Raw genomic sequence first — 22755 nt, 5'->3', positions numbered from 1 at the left:
TCAAGCGCAGATTCCAGAGAATAGGAATTGTGGCCGGGTGTCCTTTTTGGTGCGAGGTGGCTGATAGGTAGAGCGGGCATTTTCGCCGAAGAGCAGCTCTCCAGGCAGAATTGAGTGGAACTGGTTTTCCTGAGGTCCCGCTGCAGGCAACTCGGCACTACCTTCAATGACGTATATGCAGGAACCAGGAGATGTTGGCTTACTACAGCCTACAAAGGCAGGCGCCGCACTGCATAAACCGCTCAATATGCCCACTAAATGCAGAACGCTCAGGTCGACCCGACCAGGAAAGCCACGGGATGGTCGGCAAACAATTGCGCCACCGGAATTGCGCTCATCGGCCGTGGATTACCCGTCAGAAGATCATGCATTTGCTGATCAGGCTTTAGCGGCATGATAACCGCAGTATCCTTCCAGAAGCCAGAACCGAAGTTGGCGGCATCAACGAGACGCGGCACTATCGTCACGGCAATCTCCCCCTCGAGAATTCGTGCGAAGGCCACAAGATTATTCGCGCGGGCTCCTGTGACCTCAAGCGGCACATAGCTGCCTTCACAAAAGAGCCTGGGATGATCCCCGCGGTGGCGCAGCACACCGCGCATGATCCTTCGCTTGAGAGAGGCCGCCCAAGGTTTGTTCGGTGTGTCTGCCTGCCCGTGGACGACCGGCCGGCGATTATCCGGATCGACCATGCTAAAATCGAGCCCTTCATTGCCCTGATAGATATCGGGAATACCGGGAGCCGTCAGCTTGATCAGCAGTTGCGACAGGCTGTTCAGATAGCCGTTGTCGATGAACGGCTGCAGGGTCTTCCCGAAGTCGTTCATGAACACTCTATTGTCAGGCGAAAGCAGCTGCTCGATATAGTTCAGAATTGCCTTCTCATAGACCGGATCCCCATCCATCCAATCCGTGCGTAGTTTCGCCTCGCGTATCGCCTTCAAGGCATAGGCTTTGAAACGATCCCTGAGATCACCTCTCTCAGCCTCTCCAGCATATTCCAGCCAGATGCCGGCGAGCGCCTGATATAGCATCCACTCGACATTCGGTTCCGGCGCTGAACCATCGGCGAGCTCGGAGCGAAAGCCCATATTCATCGAACACCAGCGCGCAACACCCGCGGTCCAGATCTCCGGATGCTGTGTGAGGCCGTAAAGCCGCGCACGCGCGTCCTCACCGCGTTTGGTGTCATGGGTTGCGGTTGCGGACAGTCCCTGGGGTTGCCGCTGAAGGCGATCCGCCATGAAGTGGTGGAAGGCAGCAACACCTCCCGGCACTGCGGTGGGATTACCTCCCACCTCATTTGAAGCGATCAGGCAGTTGTAACGATAAAAGAGCGTGTCCTCGACAGCCTTCGCCATAACCGGGCCGCTCAATTGCTGAAATCGGGTTCGGAATTCAAAGGCCAAGGCACCTGCAATATCCCCTCGCAGCAGCGTAGCTACCGCGCTCAAAGCGGAGGTGTGCGGCAATCTGGATTGTGCATCTTTGATAGCGTCGCAGAGCACCGCTTCATCTTCGGACGATAGCGCTCCCCCGTAGCCGTAAGTCCGGTAGACCGGAAACGCGACCAACAACTCCCGAAGTGCCGCCGACAGATCCGCCTCGCTGAAATCCGAGAAAATGGACAGGGCCAACCCAGTCAAGCGGGCCGTCTCCCCGGCAAAATTACGCTCAACCATCAACAGCTTTGCGCTGCGTAAACCCGTCGCAAACTCGGCATGTTCCGTGCCGATGGGGCGATATGCCATATCGATTTTATGCAACCCATCCTCCGCGACGAATAGGTCGCTTATCGCGCAGATGAATTCATACCCGGTCGTGCCTGATATGGGCCAGTCCACCGACAGCGCCTCGCCACGCCCCAAAATTTTCTCGACGACAATGAAGATATCCGGACCGGTAGCTTGGCGGAGGCGCCCGAGATAGGTCTTCGGATCAGCCAACCCGTCGATATGATCGACGCGTAAACCCTGCACCTGACCGGAGCGAACCAGCTCTATGATCAATCGATGCGTCTCTTCAAAGACGCGCTCGTCTTCCACCCGCATACCGACCAGCCCGGCGACTTCGAAGAAGCGGCGATAACTGAGATTGTCGGCAGCATCTTTCCAGTGAAGCAATTGCCAATGCTGCGCTTCGAGCAGAGCCTTCATTCTAACAGCGTCTCGCGAGAATGCCTGCAAGAGCCGGGCATCCGCGGCTGTCTGCGCCAATACCTCCCAGACGCTCTCATCCGAAAGGGGAAATCGATGATCAAAGTAGGCAAGTTGCACCAGGCCATTGTCAGGCTCGCAAAGCACCTCGAATTCGCCGGCCGCCAAAGCCTCCTCAAACGGCTTTCCCAGCTGAGGCAGCGTCAGTTTGCGGCTCCAATCAATATCGAAATGGCAAGCATAGGCGCTCTTCGAACCACGCTGCAGCACATCACGCCACCAGGGATTTTCGACCGAAGCCGCCATATGGTTCGGTACGATATCAACAATCAGGCCAAGCCCTGCCTGCTGCAAGGCATCCACGAAGGCATCGAAACCTTTTCGGCCGCCGAGCACCGGGTCGATCTCGTTTGCATTGGTGACATCGTAGCCATGCGTCGACCCCTTGGTCGCGGTGAAGATCGGTGAAGCATAGACGTGGCTGATGCCGAGATCCTTTAGATAGGCTACCAACCCCGTCGCCCGCCTGAATGTCATGTCGCCGCGAAATTGCAGGCGGTAGGTGGAGGTTGGAATTTTCATGGCTTCCCCTTGCAACTGACCGGCTATTATCAACGGGGCTGAAGGCGATCCGTTCCAGCCTCAGGAACAGTTGCCGCCAAAGTGCGTTGGAGATGCGCGGACATTTAAATCGGGAATGGACGGGTGATATGCAGGCAAGCCTCGCATTCGGACCGGAAATCAGAGAGGACGACACCCTTTTTCGCCTATGGGCACCCCTCGCCGAAAGAGTAGGTGTGCGAATTGAGCAGCGTGGGGAATGGGAGATGCAGCCGATTGAACATGGCTGGCATGTCGTGGAGATCTCCGATGCCCGGCCGGGCGATCTCTATAAATTTATTTTGCCAGATGGTCTCGAGGTGCCCGATCCTGCGTCGCGCTTCCAGCCCCATGACGTTCATGGGCCGAGCGAACTTATTGATCCGGAATTTGACTGGCGGACGCAGGATTGGAAAGGCTGCCGCTGGGAGGAGATCGTCATCTACGAGCTTCATGTCGGAGCCTTTACCGAAGACGGTACATTCCTGTCGGTGATCGAAAAGCTCGACCATCTGCAGAAGCTTGGCATTACCGCCATTCAGCTCATGCCGATAAGCGATTTCCCGGGACGTTACGGCTGGGGTTATGACGGCGTTCTGCCTTATGCGCCCGACAGCAGTTATGGGCGCCCTGCGGATCTGAAGAGGCTTGTCGATGCCGCCCATGCGCGCGGGATCTGCGTCTTTCTCGATGTCGTCTATAATCATTTCGGGCCGGACGGAAACGAATTACCGGCCTATACCCCCATCTTCAGCGATCGGCACAAGACACCGTGGGGATACGGTTTGAATTACGATGGCGACGGCAGCCGCTTCGTTCGCGATTTTGTTATTCAGAACGCGATCTATTGGCTCCGCGAGTTTCGCATGGATGGCCTGCGGCTCGATGCCGTTCACGCCATCAAGGACGATAGCGATCCGCATGTTCTCCATGAATTGGCGGACAGCGTCAGACAGGCTTTGCCGGAGCGCCACATCCATCTGATCCTTGAGAATGAAGACAATAATTCCGGTCTTCTGATCCGCGATGGCGAAGGCAAGCCTTGTCATTTTACGGCTCAGTGGAATGACGATATCCATCATGGTCTGCACGTGGCGGCGACGGGCGAAACCTTTGGCTATTACGGGGATTATACCGACTATCAATCCCGTCTTGGTCGGGCACTTGCCGAGGGTTTCGCGTTTCAGGGTGAACCCATGACATATCGCGGCCGATCCAGAGGCACCCCGAGCGCCGGCTTGCCGCCTACCGCCTTTATCTCGTTCATCCAGAACCACGATCAGATCGGCAACAGGGCAATCGGGGATCGCATGGTCGCTTCCCGTCCGATCGAAGCTATCAAAGCGATCGCGGCTGTCTATCTGCTCTCACCACAAACCCCGATGCTCTTCATGGGTGAGGAGTGGGGCTCCACGGAACCCTTTCCGTTCTTCTGCGATCTCGACGAAAATCTCAACAGCAAGGTCAGGCTTGGCCGCAAGAAGGAATTATCGCGTCTGCCGGGTTTCGATGCGGAAGACGCGCCCGACCCAACCGGCGAGGCCACCTTTCTCAGCGCGAAATTGCGTTGGGACAAGGCTGCGCAAAACAGCGAGCTCAGTCACTACTATGAACGTCTGATAGGTCTTCGGCGCGAAAAAATTGTGCCGCTGCTTCAGCACGCATGCGGACATTCCTCAATCTATGATCAAATAAGCCCACTCATCTGCGTGCGCTGGCAGTTCGGTCAGGTAAGACTGCAGCTGACGGCTAACCTGTCGGGTGAGACGGTATGCCACGAAATCCCAGCTGGAGATCACGTCTTGTTCACATCGGCAAGTCCTTCGGGAAACCGTATGGCACCCTGGACGGTCGTCTGGGATCTTTCAGCACGAGTTTTGGAAAATCACGCCCATGACCATTAGTTTTCGTTTGGACCGCCGAGATTGCCAAAGGCTGTAAATCCACGCATTCAATCGCCACTGGCATGGCGGCCTGTCAGCCGCAAATCCCTGGCCCGCTGCAGGATCTCAGCGACCTCGGAATCGACGAATGGCTTTATTATCGCGTCGAATGCACCCGCGAAACCATCTTTCAAGATTTGCGGTGAGCCTGTAACGAAGATCACGGTCGTATAATGACGATCAATCAATCTACGTGCGAGCTGTAGCCCGCTGGTGCCGTCGACAAGACCGACATCGATCAAGGCTATTTCAGCTTTTGGCCCATAGGCCATAGCCTGCTCCATGGTCGATGCGGGACCAAGCGGAATGAACCCGGCATCGATCGCTATCATCCTCAAGTGCTCGGCAATGATGGCTTCATCTTCGACAATCAAGACTTTCATGTGCTGAGCGAGCCCCGCATAGATAACCTTGCTAATAACTTGGTCGATACAGCATTTGTTCCGGGCGCGCCGATCAGAGGAGGAGCGCGCCTGTCTCTGCGAATTGCGCCCGATCGTGTGGAGGCATACCCGCTCTGGATAGTTGGCCATGTCGGACGCAGGAGGAGCTGCTGGCCAGCCACATCAGCGATGTCTCCAAAGACATAGTTGCCACGGCCGGCTTCAGCTCATGTGCAGCGCTTACACCCTGCTCCGCCAGCCCGCTCTGATGGCAAGCGTGCTGCCCGGCCCGTGCACGGCGGCGAACAATAGGCCGGCCACGAATGTGAAGTGGTCAACGAAAAAGCCAAACTCGGCTTGGTTACCGGCCCAGTGCGATGGACCATGGAATGAGAACCCCAGGAAGATAACATAGACAGAGCCAATGAGGGCCGCCGGCGTGAAGAACGCGCCGGTCAGGAAGGCAATGACCAGCAGCACTTCGAGGGCTGCTGCACACCAGGCGAGGAACAGCGGCAAGGGAAAACCGGCAGCGGCGATGTAGCCGGCCGTAGCCCCCATATCCATGAACTTGAACGAGACCGCCATCAGGAAGATCGCAGCGAAAATCAGGCGGGCGATGAGAATGGCGGCAGTCTGCCAGATCGATTGAGTGTTTTCCACGATATGCCTCCGGTTTGAACTGGTTGATGCTCCAAGGACGGCACGCGGAGCGGGGTTCCGACAGGGGGAGAGAGATTTTTTCGAGTACGATGACAGGCGGGCCAAACGAGCAGGCTCCTCAGACGCCGGCCGCGAATATTATGGACGCCGCGCAATGATGCCTGAAAGCACCTCAAAATGAGCCTCTGCATTCCGGAGAAAAGATGCAATGTATCGGACCGGCCAACCCGTTTACGTCACTTTCGCGAGATTTAAAATTGCGCAGCCTTATCCTTTCCAGCCTTCTGACGATCCTCTCAACGTCTGGAGCACTTGCCCAACAGGCGGATCACTATGTAGCGATGAGCAATACAGCCATGAGCATCACCGGCGATGTCTGGCTGGACGATTTCAGCATCAAGTTTGAGAACGGAGAGTCGCTCGAATTTTCCGATCTCGTCGCCGACCACTTCAGCGTTGATGGTCGGAACGTGCCGGCGTCGGTCTATCGTGTCAAAGAGCCTGGCGATCCCGAATTGCAAAATGGCAATCAACTTTGCGGATCTGGCGACGTAACCTTTGTTGCGTCATGGGCCGACGGATCGGAGTCTACCGCAATTGCCGTCTTCACTGGCAAACGGGCACCGAGAAGCAGCAATGAAATGTGTGCACTCTATACTTATGAAGATCCGAAATAGGCTGTGCACCGTGAGAGATGTCACATTGGCCTTTGGTTCGTATGGAGTACTCGACGGCTGTGAGCGCTTGAAGCGCTCAAGCATTTTCTCAGCTGAGCCTTCCGCAAAAGTAGCTTTTCAACCAACTGGCCCTTCAGCTGCCTGATGTCGTCATCCAGACCCCCGACCTTGTCAGAAAGCGGATTTGCGGACATCAAAGGAGACTGTGCCGCCTGCGCCTTAGCCTGTGCGCGCGGCTTGGAACTTACATGCGTGCGGTTCGGATTTTAACTTCGTCCAATCTGGAATTTGCAGCCGTCTGTTTCGGAGCCTCGTTATAAGCTCGCGCCAACCATCGAGCAGGCCAAGCGGTAGTCTGAGCAGAGGCACTTTCAACCCGCGACCTTGAAAGTGTATCGAGCCGGCGACACGCCGGCCAGATTACCAATCGCGCTGTTCATATTGATCTCGTCATCCTCGACGAGTGCGGCGACCTGCCTTCGTGGGTAGCTTTAAAGTTCGCAACAACCGTATTCGCCGCATGTTCAGTTGACATGGACAAGACGACTTAAAAAACAAAACAAACTTAAAATAATCAACCAAGAATACATCACATTTTCTCCGAATAATTCGGCCCATTAACACATGGCTCATTGGATAAATTATTTATAACACGCAGTTTTTTATTTCCTATTGTTTTTCTCAAGAACAGAAATATGGACAAATTGTAAAATTTTCGAATTCCCGGATAACGACAGAATAGTTAAATATTAGTAAATTATAATCGGAAGCGAATAGGCCCGCTTCCTAGATTTATACACCTACGGGAAGGGAAAACAGTGCCGTTTTTCCTTGAGTTTCAGGTGTGCGTACAGGTTTTGGGAGAGTTTTATGAGTATAGTGTTCAAATCCGAAGCCCGATCTCAAAAAAATACACACAAGCGCACTATTCTCGTTGCGGGTGGGGCGGGATTTCTTGGTTCGCATCTTTGCGATCGCCTCCTACATGAAGGTCACAATGTCGTCTGCGTCGATAATTTCTCAACCGGACGCATGGAAAATCTGTGGCATCTCCTCCGTTTCGACACGTTCAGTTTCATACGACATGACATAATAACAGCGATCAATCTGCCCATTGACGAGATCTACAATCTGGCATGTCCGGCCTCGCCGCCGCATTATCAGGCGGACCCGATCCATACGATGAAAACATGCGTCCTTGGAGCCCTCAATCTCCTGGAGCTCGCCGCCCGTCATCAAGCGCGTATATTCCAGGCCTCTACCTCCGAGGTCTATGGCGATCCACAGGTTCATCCTCAACCGGAGAATTATTGGGGCAACGTCAACTCCTTCGGCCCCCGTTCCTGCTACGATGAAGGCAAGCGCTCAGCCGAAACGCTCTTTCGCGATTTTCACGTGACGTATGGCGTCGATATCAGGATCGCCCGCATCTTCAATACCTATGGGCCTCGTATGCGTCCCGACGACGGTCGCGTTGTCTCCAATTTCATCGTCCAGGCACTCAGAGGACACGACATTACCGTTTATGGTGACGGTTCACAGACAAGGTCCTTCTGCTACGTCGACGATCTGGTTGAGGGTTTTGTGCGGCTGATGGGAAACCAATCGGCTCTTCATACGCCCATCAATCTCGGCAATCCGGCCGAATTCACGGTGCGCGATCTTGCCGAACAGATCATTGCCATCACAGGCTCGTCCTCGAGGATCGTCTATAAGACATTGCCGATAGACGACCCTCGCCAGCGTAGACCAGATATCGCGGCGGCGAGGCGGGAATTGGGATGGGAGCCATCTGTCGCGCTGGTAGAAGGCCTGAAGTCCACCATCTCCTATTTCGAACGCCAATTGGCCCGGCCCGGCAACGAGCTCTTCGAGGCAGCGTGATGTCCAGGCGGCAAATACTGGTCGCAGGCGGCGCCGGCTTTATCGGCAGCCACACCGCCAAACTTCTCTACAAGCAAGGCTTCGAGCCGATTGTCTATGACAATCTTTCGACGGGCCACCGGACTTCGGTGCGCTGGGGGCCTTTTATAGAAGGGGACATCCTCAACACCCAACGACTTGTCGAAACGATTGAGAACCATAAGCCTGCAGCCGTGATCCATTTCGCAGCTTCGGCCTATGTTGGCGAGTCCGTCGAGAACCCGGCAAAGTATTACGCAAACAATGTAAACGGCACGCTATCCTTGTTGGAAGCTTGCCGTCGCACAGGTGCAGATAAACTGATCTTCTCGTCAAGCTGTGCGACCTACGGCATTCCCGATCATCTGCCGATTCGCGAATCCCAGACCCAACGCCCGATCAATCCTTATGGAAGAACAAAGCTGATTGCGGAACATATGCTTGCCGACTATTCGGCAGCCTACGGGCTACACTACGTAGCGCTGCGCTATTTTAATGCGTCGGGCGCCGATCCGGAGCGCGAGTTGGGCGAATGGCACGATCCGGAGACACATTTAATTCCCCGTGCGCTCTTGGCGGCCAGGGGGACCATCGATGTCCTCGACATCTTTGGTGACGACTACGCCACACCAGATGGAACATGCATTCGAGATTATATTCACGTCACGGATCTGGCACGAGCGCATGTATTGGCAGTTGACTATCTGATTAGAGGTGGAGCCAATCTTGCCGTCAACCTTGGGACCGGACGCGGAACATCCATCAAGGACATCTTGCACACGATCTCTCTCATTTGCGGGCGCCCGGTTCCGGTCGCAGTCCGCGCCCGGCGAGCAGGCGATCCACCCGTCCTTTACGCAGCGTCCGATCTTGCAGCTGAAAAACTCGGCTTTCGCGCCGTTCATTCGGACATCGAGACGATCATTCGGACTGCAGCTCCGTTCTTCGGGCTGGAGGTGCGGGGATGAACTCAAACCTGACGCAAGTCCAGACGATTGGCGACGAGCCGCTTATGACGCGCGTGCTACGTGGCCGCCAGCGAACAGAATATCTGGGTTATGCCGCACTTTGGCTTCTGGCGCTTGCCTACTTTTGGAGCTGGTGGCTCATACCGGCGCATCATGTCGATCCCATCGGTTCAGTCTTGTTGACCCTGGTGCTTGCTTGGGTGACGATCATCCCAGCTTATTTCATTGTCGTCTTTTATCGCGCCCGCCGGCCAACCGGCCAGCTTCGGATACCGGTCGGCAGCCGCGTGGCAATGGTGGTGACAAAGGCACCTTCAGAGCCGTTTGCTGTCGTTGCTCGAACATTGGAGGCCATGTTGGCCCAGGATGTAGAGCATGACACCTGGCTCGCCGATGAGGATCCGTCACCCGAGACGCAGCGTTGGTGCGACACCCACGGTGTCCATATCTCCACCCGCAAGGGAAGGCCGGATTATCACCGCCAGACGTGGCCACGGCGGACCAGATGCAAGGAAGGCAATCTCGCCTTCTTCTACGATCAATATGGTTATGAAGGCTATGATTTCGTTGCCCAGCTCGACGCCGATCATGTTCCCGAGCAAGGATACCTTCATCAGATGCTTCGCCCGTTTGCAGATCCGGCCGTCGGCTATGTATCCGCGCCCAGTATCTGTGATCAAAACGCGCCCGAAAGCTGGTCCGCACGCGGACGTCTCTATGCCGAAGCCAGCATGCACGGATCGCTTCAAGCGGGGTTTAATGGCGGGCTCTCACCACTCTGCATCGGATCTCACTACGCGGTCCGCACCGTAGCGCTTAGAAGCATCGGTGGTCTCGGCCCCGAGCTGGCAGAGGATCATTCGACGACCTTGATGATGAATGCTCACGGCTGGCACGGCGTTCATGCGCTCGACGCGATAGCCCATGGCGATGGTCCGCGCACGTTTGCCGACCTCATCACGCAGGAGTTTCAGTGGTCGCGCAGTCTGATGATGATCCTTTTGCAATATTCGCCGAAACTGGTGGGCCGACTGCCGGTGCGCCTCAGGGTCCAGTTCCTGTTCTCGCAGCTCTGGTACTCGCTTTTTTCCCTCTTCATGGGTCTGATGTTTGCACTGCCGATAATCGCGCTGATCCGTGGAAAGACTTTTGTTGCAGTCCCCTACCCGGAGTTTCTGCTGCACTTCTTGCCGCAATCGGTCCTGCTCGTCCTGTTTGCCTATCGTTGGCGCAGGACGACCACGTTTCGACCGATGAATGCAAAGATTCTGAGCTGGGAGCTGACGTTGTTCTTGTTTGCACGCTGGCCTTGGGCGCTCGCCGGCGCTTTGGCGGCAGTTCGCGACTGGGCGACCGGTTCGTTCGTGGATTTTCGGGTAACACCGAAAGGCACCTCGGAGGTAGATCCGCTGCCTCTTCGAGTCCTCGTGCCTTATGTTTTGCTATCGCTGCTGTCCATTCTACCGGTGCTGTTTGTGACGAACGCGCAAGAAGCCAGCGGCTTTTACATTTTCGCCGGACTGAATGCTGCGATCTACACGTTGCTGCTACTGGTTATCGTTCGGCAACATGCACGCGAAAACACAGTGCGCATGAACAGGCGCCTTTATCGTCCCCTGCTCGCCTGCAGCCTCCTTGCCCTGATGGCACTCCCGGGTTTCGGCGTCATCACGCGCGGCCGCGGCGGGCTGCAATCTCTGACCTGGGACACCGATGGCTACGCGTTGTTTGACGATCGCTTTTCGATAGCAGGAGCGGGCATCGGAGGACGTGGCTTGCGCAGGATGGTGATCAGTCCGCATTGGCGCGCGAGTGATGTCGACAGAAGTGGCTTATGACAGGAAGGACGCCTTTGGCGCTTATCCAAAATGAAAATAGCCGTTATTGGAACTGGATATGCAGGTTTGGTCAGCGGCACTTGCTTTGCCGAATGGGGCCATGATGTCGTCTGCTTCGACAAGAATGTCCAGAAGATTGCATCCCTTCGGCAAGGGAAGCTGCCGGTTTACGAGCCTGAGCTCGATGAATTGGTGGAGCGCAATTGTGCCTCCGGCCAACTGGACTTTACCTGCAACCTCGCCGATGCGGTGGAGGGAGCTGCCATTGTCTTCATAGCCGTCGGAACTCCCTTGCGCGTCGGCCACGGCGATACGGACCTATCCTCTGTGCATATGACCGCGCGGGAGCTCGCACCACTTGTTGCCGACAATACAGTGATCGCTGTGAAATCAACCGTGCCCGTCGGAACGGCGGACATGGTTCGAAAGATCATCGCCACCGCCGGCAAGGCCGGTGCAATTTCCATTGCTTCCAATCCGGATTTCCTGCGCGAGGGTTTCGCAGTCCGTGATTTCCTCGCCCCTGATCGGATCATTATCGGCGTCGAGGATGAGCGGGCATGCAGGCGCCTTGTCGAACTTTATGACAGCCCGCCCGCGCTGCGGAATACGCCGCTCATTGTAACCACGCGACGCACCGCAGAACTGATCAAATGCGCTGCAAATGCATTTCTGGCCACAAAGATAACTTTTATCAATGAGTTGGCCGACCTCTGCGAAGAGGTGGGAAGCGACGTGAGCGAACTGGCCCTTGGCATGGGGCTCGACAAGCGCATTGGAACGAATTTTCTCACAGCTGGGCCGGGCTATGGTGGCTCCTGCTTTCCGAAGGATACGCTGGCCCTCCTGCAAACGGCACGCGATCACGGGGTGGCGCTTCGCATTGTCGAGGAAACGGTTGCTGTCAACGATGCACGCAAACGACGCATGGCACGCAAGGTGACGGAGGCATTCGGCGGAGACATAGAGGGGCTGACGATTGCAATCCTTGGCCTCACGGTCAGGCCCGATACCGATGAGGTGGGCGACGCGCCTTCAGTGCAACTCATAGAGGCATTGCAGCGGCTGGGCGGACACATCCGGGCCTATGATCCTGTGGGGATCGAGAATGCCTCAAAAATTCTGGATGGCGTCGACTTTTTTGACGATCTCTACGAATGCACAAGGGATGCCGACGCGGTCGTCATCATGACGGAGTGGGAAACGATCAAGAAGATGGACCTGGTCCAGCTCAAAGAGCACATGCGGCAGCCGATCCTCATTGATCTCAGAAATGCGTTGGACCTGGACGCCGCCCAGCGGCTCGAATTTCACATTTCGACAATCGGCAAGTCAGCGAGCCTCCATGGCGACCTCAAGGAAATCGCCAGGCGTGCAGGCAGGCCGCGAACAGTCAGGACACGGGAACAGCTGACCTCAATTACAGTGCGGGAGAAGTGAGATGAAGCCATCGAACAAAGAAACCTCCTTTGCTCCTGCAAGAGCGATGATACTTGCCATCGGCCTCACTCTTGCTGCCGGCGGCAATACGGCAAAAGCAGCAACGGATGTAAAGCTGCCAGAGGGCGCGCGGCCTATGACGGCGAATGAGCTATATATCCTCTATCGCGATAAGACCTGGAGCTGGCCCGATGGCGCGGGCCGAACGCAGGATGCCGATCGGCGTTTTTCCGCCTGGGTCGACGGAGCCGAAGGGCAATCCTGGGCTGAGGGACGCTGGACCGTGACTGACGCTGGGCGTCTGTGTTTCAACGCGATCTGGCATGCGACAAGCGGCCAGTTCCCCGCCAAGACCTGCTTTCTTCACCAGATCCACGATGGAACTGTCTATCAGAGGCGGGAAGCGGGCGGAGCGTGGTTCGTGTTCCGCCATCCAACGATCAACAATACCGACGAGGCGGCGAAATTGATCGCCGACGATCTGGTCTCGCAGCGATTGGCGGCCTTAAAGGCCTCCATCAGCGTTCGCAAGACCGAATAGGGGAAGGAGACTATCCGATGAAAACCCTTTCAAAACTGACGGCAACCTTGCTGGGAGCAGCCGCACTCTATGGAGCGGTTTACGCCGCCAGCAACGGTCTTGATGCGAAAGCCGAGGACCAGACCTTGTTTCGTGACAAGAGGCCGATCATCACATCGCAATCGCTTCCGGGGGGAGCCTATGATCCCAATGGGGACTTCTCCAACGACACCAACCCCAAGATCGAGCATCTGTTCCTCCCTTGGGAGGATGTCGATCTGTCGACGCTTGGCGCGGCGGACGAATATGCGCGCAAACGCGGACGTTCGCTGCTGATCACGGTCGAACCGTGGTCCTGGGCACGCGACTGGCGCGTCACTCCGGACGATCTTCTCAGCGGCATTCTCGCGGGCCATTACGACTCCAACATGGCAGCGATATGCTCGGCGGCGGCCAAGCTCAACAGGCCCGTCACCATTCGGTGGGCGCAAGAAATGGACGAAAAGAACGGGCAATTCACCTGGGCCTACTGGAAACCGGAAGGCTATATCAAGGCCTATCGGCATGCGATTGAGATATGCCGGCAAAGCCTGCCTTCGGCAAAATATATGTGGTCCCCAATGGGCAAGGACGGGCTCGAAGCCTACTACCCAGGTGATCAATTCGTCGACGTGATCGGGCTGTCCGTTTTTGGATACCAGCCGTTCGATCAACTCAAGCTCGGCCATGACTCGACCTTCGTGGACGCCACCAGACCCGGTTACGATCGCGTCAAACGCTTCAAGAAGCCGATCGTTATCGCAGAGCTGGGTTATCAGGGAAACGAGGCCTATGTGCACGCATGGGCTGAAGAAGCCAACAAGCCGCACCCTGAATTCCCGGACCTGACAGCAGTCGTCTATTTTGACGACGGTGAAGTCTATCCTTGGCCGGATGGTCTCGGCCGGCCGGATTGGCGCGTCGCGAGCCCGCTATTGAATTGATTGCGCGGCGCAGAGTTAAAGGAGAACCACAATGTCTTCGTTCCGTTACATAATACTGGCCGTTGCGCTTTCGGTATTGTGTTCGATCGGCACCGCGAATGCGGCAACACAGCATCAAATCGATCGGATGACCGCGCGAGCCGCACGCCAGGCCGACCCGATGACCGCCGTCGCGCTCAAAAGACTCTATGCAGGACGCTCCTGGATCTGGACGAAGGGTGCAGGCTTCTTCTCGCATAGGCATAACCGCTTCACGGCGTGGTCCCACGACAACGGCCAGAGATCTTACGCAAGGGGCATGTGGTATGCGACCAACAGCGGCAAGCTATGCATGAGTGCCGTCTGGTACAGCAGGAAGAGCGCCGCATCCAACCTCTCCTGCTTCCTGCATCGCAAGAAAGCTGGTGTCATCTATCAGAAACGAGCATCAGGCGGGAAATGGTATGTGTTCCGTCATAACCCAACAAGACATGATGACGAAATTCTGAAACTGCGGCCGGGAGATTATGTTCGCAAACATCTTCCCGGTTGAGGTTGCATTCTCAAATAGGGGTCATCGCCAGGATGGCGAAACGGCTTGCGCCCCCATGTTTCGCCGTTTCGTCGCCCAACACGAGGCCCCTATTCTTTTTCTCAAGCAGTGCGAGGCGGTTTTACCGTTGCCTCAAAATAAACTGCGAGTCCGACAATGCGACGTCCGTCCGAATCCGCTCGGTGTACAAACATAGGGAGAGCCTTTGAAGTACTCTTCGGATGACACCTTCACGGTTTTCGCGAGTGAGCTACCGCTGTAATGGACGACATCGTTCTTCTCGTACTTCTTCATATACAGCTTAATCGTTGCGTCCTTGCCCTGCGGCAGCTCTGACGCATCTGCGCCAATAGATAGCCCTACCGGAGACACAATCAGAAGAATTGCTGAAATAAAAGATGCAATCAGAATGTGATTACGAAATAGATTTCGATACTCTCGATCTGCCGCCATAGGTTTAATCTCCAATATCACTTTCCCCGTCTCTTCTCGGCGGGGAATATTTAAGTCCTGCTTATAAATATCTTGAAAATATTAACGAATTCTGCTTAACTCTTCGGTGGGGGCTCAGGCTAAGGTCTGTAGCGATGTTGTATGTGAGGGCATTCATTCGGCGTGCGGGACAAGAGCTGCCCAGGACCTTCGGTCGGGTATGGCTCGCTTCTGTTGGCCCGTCTTTCGATCTATCGCCTCTGGCCAGAACTCTCTCCTCACAAACCAACACTGCTCCTTCAATGCGATCCATTCATCAGCTTAGCGGTCAGGGAGCGGCGTCGGCGACTGCCCGACCTGTTGAGACTGAAACTGTTGGCTGCATCACGGCCACTTCCGGTTTTAATTGGCTACTTACACATTCGGATCCAAAGCAACCGGCTACAAACACGCCGTGCGCTCCGCCCGGCGGTTTCGCATTTATTGTCGAGAGGCCATTACCATGATGTGGAGCAAAACTGAAGCTTCGTCTGACCAACCCGAATTTGTGGAAAGACGTCGATGGCCGCGCATCTCGCAAACCCCTCTTTGTGGTAGGCTGGATGAATTGCCTGAGCTGATCTCGCTCCCCTTCTCCACATCGGATGTCCCCGCCGACCAACAGTTTTCAATGTGGCAAGAACGTATGACGCCGCTCGTCGACATACGTCTGCAAGATCGGCTCAAAGCTGATGACACGTTTCCGGTCGAGCAAACCGTATGGAACCTCGAAGGCGCTCTTCTTATACAGCAGGATACGCCGGCGTTCAGTTATGAACGCTCGGCTGAGAAGATACGCTTTAGCTCCATTGATCACTGGCAGATCACTTTTCTGCGCACCGGGAAAACGTGGACGAGCGTCAATGGGCGTGTCGTCGAAAACGAACCGGGCATGATGGAGATCCGGGCACTCGGCTGTCCATTTTATGGGCGTACCCTCGGCGCCAAATCCGTCATGCTCATTTTGCCGTGCGATCTGTTCGCGGAACATGGCGGATTGCCTGGCACCAGCAACAATATTGTCTTCGCAGGCCGACGGGTGAGCCTTCTGTCCGACTATGTTTCATTTCTTGAGGCAAACTTGAGCCGCTTGACGAAGGATGATTTGCATAGTGTGCGAAACCAGCTGCAGGAGATGATATTCCATAGCGTTGCACCACTCGTGGACACCTGCGCGGATGGCGACCGAACCTCTCACATCGGGTTGATGAACAAGGCCCGTCGATTCATCCAAAACAATCTGGGATCGCCGGACCTTACGCCAGATGCATTAAGTCGGGAATTGGCGATCTCTAGAACTCGGCTCTATGAGCTTTTCCAGACATCGGGCGGCGTTTTGAATTACATCAGAAGAAGACGGCTTTTGGCAGCTCATGCGGCAATTGCCGACCCGATAAATAATCGAAAAATAGTCGATATCGGCTACGAGCTCGGCTTTGAATCAGCGGCCAACTTTAGTCGCGCCTTCACTCATGAATTCGGCTACAGCCCAAGTGACGTGCGCAGGCACACCGGAGAGTGTCAGATGACGCGCCTACCGCGCACGGCAGAAGCGCCGACTTTTAGCGGCTGGCTAAGCACACTTGGGATTTAGTTTAAAACCGGTAATCGGCGCTCAATCAGTCGAAGCATAGAAAAGCGAGACAGTCCGCAATCAGAGTGTCTGTCCTTGTCAGGTGCGGGAAGGAGAAACAACATAAGCATCGTTCGCACCACTGAAAGAATAAATACTCAGCTCGCCTCCTGCCTGATGGGGGACGTTTCCGTTGTAAGGGATTGGGAAGCGGTTCTGGCACTTGCAAACGAGACCTTGCTGACGCCAGCAATATGGACAGCAGTTTCGCAGAAAGAGCGGCAAGCCCTCCTCCCGGATGAGGTAGCCTCCTTCCTTAATTTCATTCACCGCTGCAATGTCGCAAGAAATTTAAGGCTGCTCGATCAACTGGAAGAACTGGTTGCAGCGTTGAACTTCGTTGGAATAGTACCACTGCTCACCAAGGGTACAGCATTGCTGGCGATGGCAAGCTTAGAGCAGCCAAGCGCTCGGATCATGCGAGACCTGGATGTCACAGTCGCTAGCGATGAAAGACGAATGGCTGAAGAGTGCTTGCTTAAACTGCAATATGCTCCAATTGCTGCTCTCGGCTGGGGTAGAGCGAAAGACGTAGGCGCAGTCGATTTGCACTACCCACCTGGCCGATATCCCGAATATTGGCCTTCAGATCCGGTGCTGGCAAAACACCAGCGAGAAATTGCCATCGGCTCAGGAAAAGCTCACGTTCTTTCAGCCACCCTTCAGGCCCAGCATTGGATTGTGCATGACCTGTTGAAAGACGGCCATTTCTGGAATCTTCACATCAATTTGCGAAACCTCTTCGAACTATACAAGCTTTCCAGCAGCGATGATGGGATCAATTGGAAAGAACTGCATGTTTTGCTCTCAGATCCATTAGGTCGAGCCATGCTGGCTGCGCAGATGGCGGCACTTCGTTCTGTTTTCGCAACCCAAATCGCGCAAGACGGGTCCATGCCGTCGTGGCTAAGATTGCATTCTTATCTGAGGAGCCGTGAAAACCATCCGGTGCTAGGCTACGCCGTCCGATCTATGGGAAATGCCGCCTGGAGCATAAGAACCGCGCAGATTCATTGGCGATTTCGTGGCCCATTGAAGGAATTGCCCAGGCGCATCGTTCAAAAGGGGCAGAAAATCATGATGGCTCGGATGTCGGGAGAAATCTAAAGGCTGCGTATCGCCTGAACTGCGTCTTCCAGGCTGCCGACCTCCATTTCAAATGCCTGCGATCTATTGACAAGCTCGCCCAATGATCTGAAGGCGCGATCAGTCAGCTTGTGAGCGGGTGCGGCCGCTTCAGCCAACAGTCTTTGGAAGGCCATCAAAGGCGCCATTCTCGACAGCGAACATTGTCCAACTTCACTCCGGCGAATGAAGATCATGGTCGTCGCGCGAAGGGATGGGCTGTTATCGCCTTCGGCGTCGGTGGGAAGAAATTTGACAATCTTGCCGTCGGAGCGAACGTAAGCGTGGCACGTCGCGAGTTGCGGAAAACGATCTTGCAAAAGTGCCCAGCTGCCATTCTTGATCGCGATTGGAAACGAGACGCCTTTGAGCTGGCTCTTTTCATCGACAAGGACAATGTCATCACCTTCCACTGACCACCGGTTATCTGCGGCCAGTGCAAGCGCAAGGGTTGTTTTTCCGGCTCCCGAAGGCCCCGCGATTAGCAGATGCATATCTCCACAGCGCAAGAAAGCTCCGTGCAGAGCCAACGTAAACTCTGTTTGCAGCAAGGCGTCCGTCAAGAACGATTTTACCGCCGGCACTATTTCTGAGCGACTGAAAGTCCCCAGACATTCGTCTTCTGCAATCAGGTCGTATCGTTCCAAGTTTTTTCTGATGACAACAAGACGATGTTCCCACGGCGCCTTGATTGGAATAAGGATGCCGCGAAAGAGCTCTTTCAATTCTCCTGAGAGTGCCTTTGGCGACTCGATCATCCATCTCGTGTCATTCATGCAAATGGCAAAGACAGATACCATACAAGCATGGAGGATACCCAGCTCGACATATCGATCGAGTAGAGTTCTTGCGTCCGCACCAGTTAACCCGAACTCAGATGACAGTCGCGCCGACAGACAGCTCCAACTTATACCTACAGCATCGCAGGCAACTTGCTGCCATGTCCAAGCGGCTGGTGCGTCTATTTCGTACAGCCTTTGCTCGTTGCAACTGAACAAAACAAACGCATTTCCCAGCTGTTTAACCAGCGTGCGCTGACCTGGCAGCACCAGCAGATCTTCTGGCAAGACGATCAGCGATCTATATCTTCTTTTCCGGAGTGACCCGGCACACCATCGTCGCCGCCGTTGCCGTATCCATTGTTGCCGTGACCGGATTTGGCTATAGCGCCCGACGTCATTGTCGTGGAAAGCAAGAAAGTCAAAACGGGGGGAGCTACCACCGCAAACTTCCCGCAACCCTCCACAAACTCTCGCCTGCTTGGCCCGGTATTCCTTGCTTCATCATGATCAACCATATAACCCTCCCACTTAAAAGCGCAAATTCCAAGTATAGAGTATATACATGATCAAATTTCAACTAAAGGATACATAATATTTGAAATTTGATACAACTTTATTGTATATTAATATATTATGCATTTCAATATCTTTTATATAAGCCTTCAATGCCGTGAAATTTTCACTTATAAAATTGGCTCTTTAATAGTTATCTATTTTCAGTTACAGCAACATCAGAAATACGTGAAAAGTATCTCTGTATTTTTCGGATGTCTTCGAATTATGCTGTAAGATATACTTCATCTCATCTTGTGAGCGTCAAGCCTTCTAACGCCCATCAATCGCACTTGGCCCACCCTTTGCAACCCCGATACGCACCAGGCAGGCCAAGCGCTGATCGCCCGCAGCGAGGTGAAGATTAGACGCCGATAAGGGGGCAGCCCTCCGCGCCGATTGAAAACCAGGATCGACGCGGAATGTTGGGAAGACGGCTTCGCACCATCTTCACCAGAGCATGCTTGCGTGCATTTTTATTCATGCGGGCTTTCGGCACTAGGAATGCCCCATTGCCGGCGGCCTGGCCCACGCCGCCGTGACGTTGCCGCCGAGCCGCGGGTTGATAAATGGTCGACGCGGAGCAATCAAGGCCGCCAAACGTGAATCATCGAAGCGGGCTTGATATGGCTCCATCCAGGCAAGATCGCCGGCAAAAGTCCAGGGAAATAGGTGTTGCGGTGTAGAGGTGTAGGCCGAAAAGCTGTTTTGATTGATGACGGCATTGATTACCAAGTTCGCCAGGCGTCGTATGGCGCCATGGTTTTCCGAATACAGATCGATGCCCCTCGCCTGCGCCAATTCCGCTGTGAAGACCAATGGAATAAGGGCAAAGTTATGGTAATGAAGAGCCCGGTCGCCGCGTTTCAGTTCACGCTGAAGCGTACCGTTTGGTTGAATATCCTTGATACCTTCTCGCGCCCGAGCGATGCCGGCGTCGATCAGATCGGGTCGGTTCGTCAGTGTTCCCGTTGCTGCAAGATCAAGGCCTGCCCAGTAGACCAGATTGTTGTGCAGCCGGTTGATGGCGTTCGCATCCCGCGTGGAGGCAGCCATGTCGATAAGCCATCTCGAGATGGCCGGAGGAACGGTGTGAGCGCCCGTCTTTGTCTGGGGAAAGAACCGACGCAGCGCCAGCGCCAAATCGGCGCCAGCCCATGAGCGTTCATAATATCCCTGATAGCCTTTGATCGGTGCCATGAGGGCATTGGCCCGCGCCCAGCTATCAATAAGCGCGACCAGGCAGGCCTGATCGCCACTGTCGGCGACCTTATTTACCTCTTCGATAAAGGCATGGAGCGGCTTTATCGCCTCGCTATAGCCGCCCGGATCATCATAAAAGCCGGGAGGGTCTATGGCCAAAACTGGCGGCGGAACCTTGCAGGTGTCTGCTCGTGCCGTGATGGGGAGAATGAAGACAAGCAGGATGCCAAGAAGAATTGCCTGATATCGCAGGCTTTGGTCCATTGGCAATTTGAATGACGCAACCATTCTCGCTCTCCAACAATGGACCGTGATGTGTCCGAACCTTGATGAACTATGTCATTTGAGGCTCTCATAAGATTTGTGCTGGTTGAACGGTCGAGAGAACGAAATCCGTCGCCTAAACCCGAGATAATCTTCATAGCAAAAAACGGGTAACAGGCGACGCGCTGACCAGCCCTCGTGAAACGCTGTCCATCCCGTGGTGGTCTGTTCCGGCCACTCGGCGTCCACGTCCTGTTACCACTTTGCTCGATCAGGGTAGGCCTGCCTGAAAGAAGCGGATCAATTCGGCATTCAGTCGCTTGTGGAAATCGGCCCGATCGAAGCCTGGCGCATCGACACAAATTTGGGGCAGCGATTTGAGCATGTGAGCACTGCAAGGGGGAAGAAAGGCATAGTGGCCTGCTCGCGCTTCGACATGATATTCAGCCACCAGCGGCAGAGCGTCGCGAATGTGTTCCTCATACCACGGATTTGGCTGACGTCGGTCGTCGGCCGCACGCCATAACAATACCGGAACGCTCACGGACGCCAACCCGGCGCGATCAAACGTGAAGCCGAAGGCAGGCGCCGCCGCGGCAATCGCCTTGATCCGTCGATCCGGCTTCCAGGCGTCAGAGGGTATGTTGATCGCCGAAATCGAATGCACGCCGGCCTGAGCCAGCGCGGTGCAAAGGTCGTGCGTCGGGTTAGAGGCGCAGTAGGGATCGATTTTCATCAAGTCCGGTATTCCGCCTGCTTCGACCAACACCGTAAAGCCGCCGTTCGAGAAGCCATAAGCCCCTATACGGCGTGTATCGATTGCGGCGCGCCCACGCCAATCCGACAGCATATAGTCGATCAAGCGGCTCAGTTGCGCCGGACGCCGCCAAAGCATCATGACCTTGCTTTGATCGTCATGTGTGTCGCCGGCGTGGCTGATCGCAGCGACGACGAAACCAGCTCGGGCAAGCGCAAGCGCGGTATCGTAATGGCCGGCATAAGATCCCGCGCCGCCGTGGGAGAGAACAATGAGCGGCAACCCGCGGCCCTTCACCGCCCCGTTGAGTGCAACCTGTTGGGAGAAGCCATCGAGAGGAACATTACGGGGGCCGTCTGTGGTCGGATACCATATTCCGCCGGTCAGCGGCGCCTCACTTCCGTTTGGAACCCGCACTTCGTCGAAACCGACCTGCGTTTCCTGCGCTGGAGATACGGGCGGCCGATCTGTGGGGGCTGCCGCATCTGCGACGAGAACAGCTGGCTTCGCTGTCGCACCTACCGCCATTCCGTTCAGGGATAGCAGGAAGCCTGCGATAGCAACGAGGACCAAATTAATCTGGCGGACCGTCTTCGCACGCTCTGCTTTATGGCGCTTCATGATTGTCCTCGCTTCTGGTCTCAGCCGATCCCAAACAGTGACATAAACCATCGGGCTATAATCATAGGTTCTACCATTAAGTCCTTTGTCGAGAGCGACCTGCAGCTTGTGGCGCAATGCCACTGGGTTGCCGGTTCTACGACGTTGAAAAAGCCTTTCAAGCAACACGGTCAAGTTGCTGCAATCAGATGCCGCTGATTATGGGGCCTGCCTGGGCAGGCCCTCCGATCAGTGACATGCGGGAAGCCCCGGGGCTCCGCACTTCTTCTTTTCCGGCGGCTTCTGCGGCGGTGGCGGCGGAGGTCTCCTCACCTGCTGCACGACCTTTGGCTGCGGCTGCGGCTGCGGTCTCGGCTGAGCCTGAGGCTTCGGCGCAGGCGCCCTCGCCTGTGCGACCGCACGCGGAGCCGGCCTTGGCTGTGCGGCCACGGGGTTTACATGCCGTGGCGGCGGCGCAGCTGCGATATGCGGCTGGTTGTTGTTGACCGCCCTCGGCTTGGCGGGTGCTCTGGTGGCAACGGCTGGGGCTGCTGCCGGCTTTGCCGCCTGGCCGTGTGCATTCGGCTTGGGCGCTGCAGCAACCGGGTTCTGCTTGGCGGTCGGAGCGGCTTGCGGCGGCGGCGTCTTTGCCACCTGGCCCTGCCCCTTCACCGGAGGCGTATTGCCAACGGCAGGCAATGGCTGCCCCTTCGCACCGGGAAGCGCATGCGCATTGTCGTTCGCGCCCGCTGGAGCAGGTTTG

Annotated in this window: 19 protein-coding genes and 1 pseudogene; 11 read left to right on the top strand and 9 right to left on the bottom strand. The window is 55.5% G+C overall.

The features are described from left to right. Window positions 1–269 precede the first annotated feature (269 nt). Window positions 270–2738 (bottom strand): malto-oligosyltrehalose synthase, encoded by a 2469-nt coding sequence (treY, locus tag ACQZ6F_RS29685; protein WP_449094822.1) that lies wholly within the window; start codon window positions 2736–2738, stop codon window positions 270–272. Between the two features lie 128 nt (window positions 2739–2866). Here treY and treZ point away from each other — a divergent pair, with 128 nt between their 5' ends. Beyond that, a complete protein-coding gene (gene treZ / locus ACQZ6F_RS29680; protein ID WP_449095058.1) occupies window positions 2867–4660 on the top strand; it encodes a malto-oligosyltrehalose trehalohydrolase in 1794 nt (597 codons plus the stop codon). A gap of 47 nt (window positions 4661–4707) precedes the next feature. Here treZ and ACQZ6F_RS29675 read toward each other — a convergent pair whose 3' ends face one another. Together ACQZ6F_RS29675 and ACQZ6F_RS29670 are read right to left on the bottom strand one after the other, a co-directional pair. Next, window positions 4708–5082 (bottom strand): response regulator, encoded by a 375-nt coding sequence (locus ACQZ6F_RS29675; RefSeq protein ID WP_449095057.1) that lies wholly within the window; start codon window positions 5080–5082, stop codon window positions 4708–4710. A gap of 240 nt (window positions 5083–5322) precedes the next feature. Further along, window positions 5323–5745, bottom strand: a complete 423-nt coding sequence (locus ACQZ6F_RS29670; RefSeq protein WP_449094821.1) for a DoxX family protein — start codon at window positions 5743–5745, stop codon at window positions 5323–5325. Between the two features lie 257 nt (window positions 5746–6002). Here ACQZ6F_RS29670 and ACQZ6F_RS29665 point away from each other — a divergent pair, with 257 nt between their 5' ends. From ACQZ6F_RS29665 to ACQZ6F_RS29630, 8 genes are all read left to right on the top strand, one after another. After that, window positions 6003–6422 carry a hypothetical protein gene (locus tag ACQZ6F_RS29665; protein WP_246662606.1) on the top strand — a complete coding sequence of 140 codons (420 nt, stop codon included), beginning with the start codon at window positions 6003–6005 and terminating at the stop codon, window positions 6420–6422. Window positions 6423–7292: 870 nt separating this feature from the next. After that, complete coding sequence (locus ACQZ6F_RS29660) at window positions 7293–8306, top strand: UDP-glucuronic acid decarboxylase family protein (RefSeq protein WP_077471605.1); 1014 nt, start codon at window positions 7293–7295, stop codon at window positions 8304–8306. Next, window positions 8306–9292, top strand: coding sequence for a UDP-glucose 4-epimerase GalE (gene galE / locus ACQZ6F_RS29655; RefSeq protein WP_449094820.1), 987 nt, complete (start codon window positions 8306–8308; stop codon window positions 9290–9292). The genes ACQZ6F_RS29660 and galE overlap by 1 nt, the downstream gene beginning before the upstream one ends. Continuing rightward, a complete protein-coding gene (locus ACQZ6F_RS29650; protein WP_449094819.1) occupies window positions 9289–11130 on the top strand; it encodes a glycosyltransferase family 2 protein in 1842 nt (613 codons plus the stop codon). The genes galE and ACQZ6F_RS29650 overlap by 4 nt, the downstream gene beginning before the upstream one ends. 30 nt (window positions 11131–11160) lie before the next feature. Then, complete coding sequence (locus ACQZ6F_RS29645; RefSeq protein WP_077471602.1) at window positions 11161–12570, top strand: UDP-glucose dehydrogenase family protein; 1410 nt, start codon at window positions 11161–11163, stop codon at window positions 12568–12570. A 1-nt stretch (window position 12571) separates the two neighbouring features. Continuing rightward, window positions 12572–13111, top strand: a complete 540-nt coding sequence (locus ACQZ6F_RS29640) for a DUF995 domain-containing protein (RefSeq protein WP_449094818.1) — start codon at window positions 12572–12574, stop codon at window positions 13109–13111. Between the two features lie 17 nt (window positions 13112–13128). After that, the gene (locus tag ACQZ6F_RS29635) at window positions 13129–14073 is read left to right on the top strand and encodes a glycoside hydrolase family 26 protein (protein ID WP_449094817.1); all 945 of its coding nucleotides are present in this window, start codon (window positions 13129–13131) and stop codon (window positions 14071–14073) included. A gap of 31 nt (window positions 14074–14104) precedes the next feature. Next, entirely contained in the window at window positions 14105–14605 is a 501-nt protein-coding gene (locus ACQZ6F_RS29630) for a DUF995 domain-containing protein (RefSeq protein WP_449094816.1), read from the top strand. A 132-nt stretch (window positions 14606–14737) separates the two neighbouring features. Here ACQZ6F_RS29630 and ACQZ6F_RS29625 read toward each other — a convergent pair whose 3' ends face one another. Continuing rightward, entirely contained in the window at window positions 14738–15058 is a 321-nt protein-coding gene (locus ACQZ6F_RS29625; RefSeq protein WP_449094815.1) for a hypothetical protein, read from the bottom strand. A 481-nt stretch (window positions 15059–15539) separates the two neighbouring features. On the opposite strand from ACQZ6F_RS29625, the gene ACQZ6F_RS29620 reads away from it, so the two are divergent. Together ACQZ6F_RS29620 and ACQZ6F_RS29615 are read left to right on the top strand one after the other, a co-directional pair. Continuing rightward, complete coding sequence (locus tag ACQZ6F_RS29620; RefSeq protein WP_449094814.1) at window positions 15540–16670, top strand: helix-turn-helix domain-containing protein; 1131 nt, start codon at window positions 15540–15542, stop codon at window positions 16668–16670. Window positions 16671–16745: 75 nt separating this feature from the next. Continuing rightward, window positions 16746–17816 (top strand): nucleotidyltransferase family protein, encoded by a 1071-nt coding sequence (locus tag ACQZ6F_RS29615; protein WP_246662605.1) that lies wholly within the window; start codon window positions 16746–16748, stop codon window positions 17814–17816. Here the strand turns inward: ACQZ6F_RS29615 and ACQZ6F_RS29610 are convergent. The 5 genes and pseudogenes from ACQZ6F_RS29610 to ACQZ6F_RS29590 all read right to left on the bottom strand — a co-directional run. Next, complete coding sequence (locus tag ACQZ6F_RS29610) at window positions 17813–18901, bottom strand: transporter (protein WP_449094813.1); 1089 nt, start codon at window positions 18899–18901, stop codon at window positions 17813–17815. The two genes, ACQZ6F_RS29615 and ACQZ6F_RS29610, sit on opposite strands and share 4 nt — an antisense overlap. Before the next feature lie 5 nt (window positions 18902–18906). Further along, window positions 18907–19131: a hypothetical protein gene (locus ACQZ6F_RS29605; RefSeq protein WP_077471595.1), complete on the bottom strand. Its 225-nt coding sequence runs from the start codon at window positions 19129–19131 to the stop codon at window positions 18907–18909. A gap of 535 nt (window positions 19132–19666) precedes the next feature. Further along, window positions 19667–20659, bottom strand: a complete 993-nt coding sequence (locus ACQZ6F_RS29600) for an alginate lyase family protein (protein ID WP_449094812.1) — start codon at window positions 20657–20659, stop codon at window positions 19667–19669. A gap of 247 nt (window positions 20660–20906) precedes the next feature. Next, a complete protein-coding gene (locus tag ACQZ6F_RS29595) occupies window positions 20907–22013 on the bottom strand; it encodes an alpha/beta hydrolase family protein (protein ID WP_449094811.1) in 1107 nt (368 codons plus the stop codon). Window positions 22014–22241: 228 nt separating this feature from the next. Further along, window positions 22242–22755: pseudogene (locus ACQZ6F_RS29590) on the bottom strand (caspase family protein); the annotation flags it as partial.

It is taken from the genome of Rhizobium sp. A22-96 (assembly GCF_053521805.1).
Note: the sequence above shows the minus strand (reverse complement) of the source record. Positions and strands in the feature narration are given on the sequence as shown.

Bases quoted from the DNA above. Each gene is read 5' to 3' on its own strand.
- treY (WP_449094822.1), bottom strand. From the start codon at position 2,738: ATGAAAATTCCAACCTCCACCTACCGCCTGCAATTTCGCGGCGACATG.
- treZ (WP_449095058.1), top strand. From the start codon at position 2,867: ATGCAGGCAAGCCTCGCATTCGGACCGGAAATCAGAGAGGACGACACC.
- ACQZ6F_RS29675 (WP_449095057.1), bottom strand. From the start codon at position 5,082: ATGAAAGTCTTGATTGTCGAAGATGAAGCCATCATTGCCGAGCACTTG.
- ACQZ6F_RS29660 (WP_077471605.1), top strand. From the start codon at position 7,293: ATGAGTATAGTGTTCAAATCCGAAGCCCGATCTCAAAAAAATACACAC.
- galE (WP_449094820.1), top strand. From the start codon at position 8,306: ATGTCCAGGCGGCAAATACTGGTCGCAGGCGGCGCCGGCTTTATCGGC.
- ACQZ6F_RS29650 (WP_449094819.1), top strand. From the start codon at position 9,289: ATGAACTCAAACCTGACGCAAGTCCAGACGATTGGCGACGAGCCGCTT.
- ACQZ6F_RS29645 (WP_077471602.1), top strand. From the start codon at position 11,161: ATGAAAATAGCCGTTATTGGAACTGGATATGCAGGTTTGGTCAGCGGC.
- ACQZ6F_RS29640 (WP_449094818.1), top strand. From the start codon at position 12,572: ATGAAGCCATCGAACAAAGAAACCTCCTTTGCTCCTGCAAGAGCGATG.
- ACQZ6F_RS29635 (WP_449094817.1), top strand. From the start codon at position 13,129: ATGAAAACCCTTTCAAAACTGACGGCAACCTTGCTGGGAGCAGCCGCA.
- ACQZ6F_RS29630 (WP_449094816.1), top strand. From the start codon at position 14,105: ATGTCTTCGTTCCGTTACATAATACTGGCCGTTGCGCTTTCGGTATTG.
- ACQZ6F_RS29625 (WP_449094815.1), bottom strand. From the start codon at position 15,058: ATGGCGGCAGATCGAGAGTATCGAAATCTATTTCGTAATCACATTCTG.
- ACQZ6F_RS29620 (WP_449094814.1), top strand. From the start codon at position 15,540: ATGATGTGGAGCAAAACTGAAGCTTCGTCTGACCAACCCGAATTTGTG.
- ACQZ6F_RS29605 (WP_077471595.1), bottom strand. From the start codon at position 19,131: ATGGTTGATCATGATGAAGCAAGGAATACCGGGCCAAGCAGGCGAGAG.
- ACQZ6F_RS29600 (WP_449094812.1), bottom strand. From the start codon at position 20,659: ATGGTTGCGTCATTCAAATTGCCAATGGACCAAAGCCTGCGATATCAG.
- ACQZ6F_RS29595 (WP_449094811.1), bottom strand. From the start codon at position 22,013: ATGAAGCGCCATAAAGCAGAGCGTGCGAAGACGGTCCGCCAGATTAAT.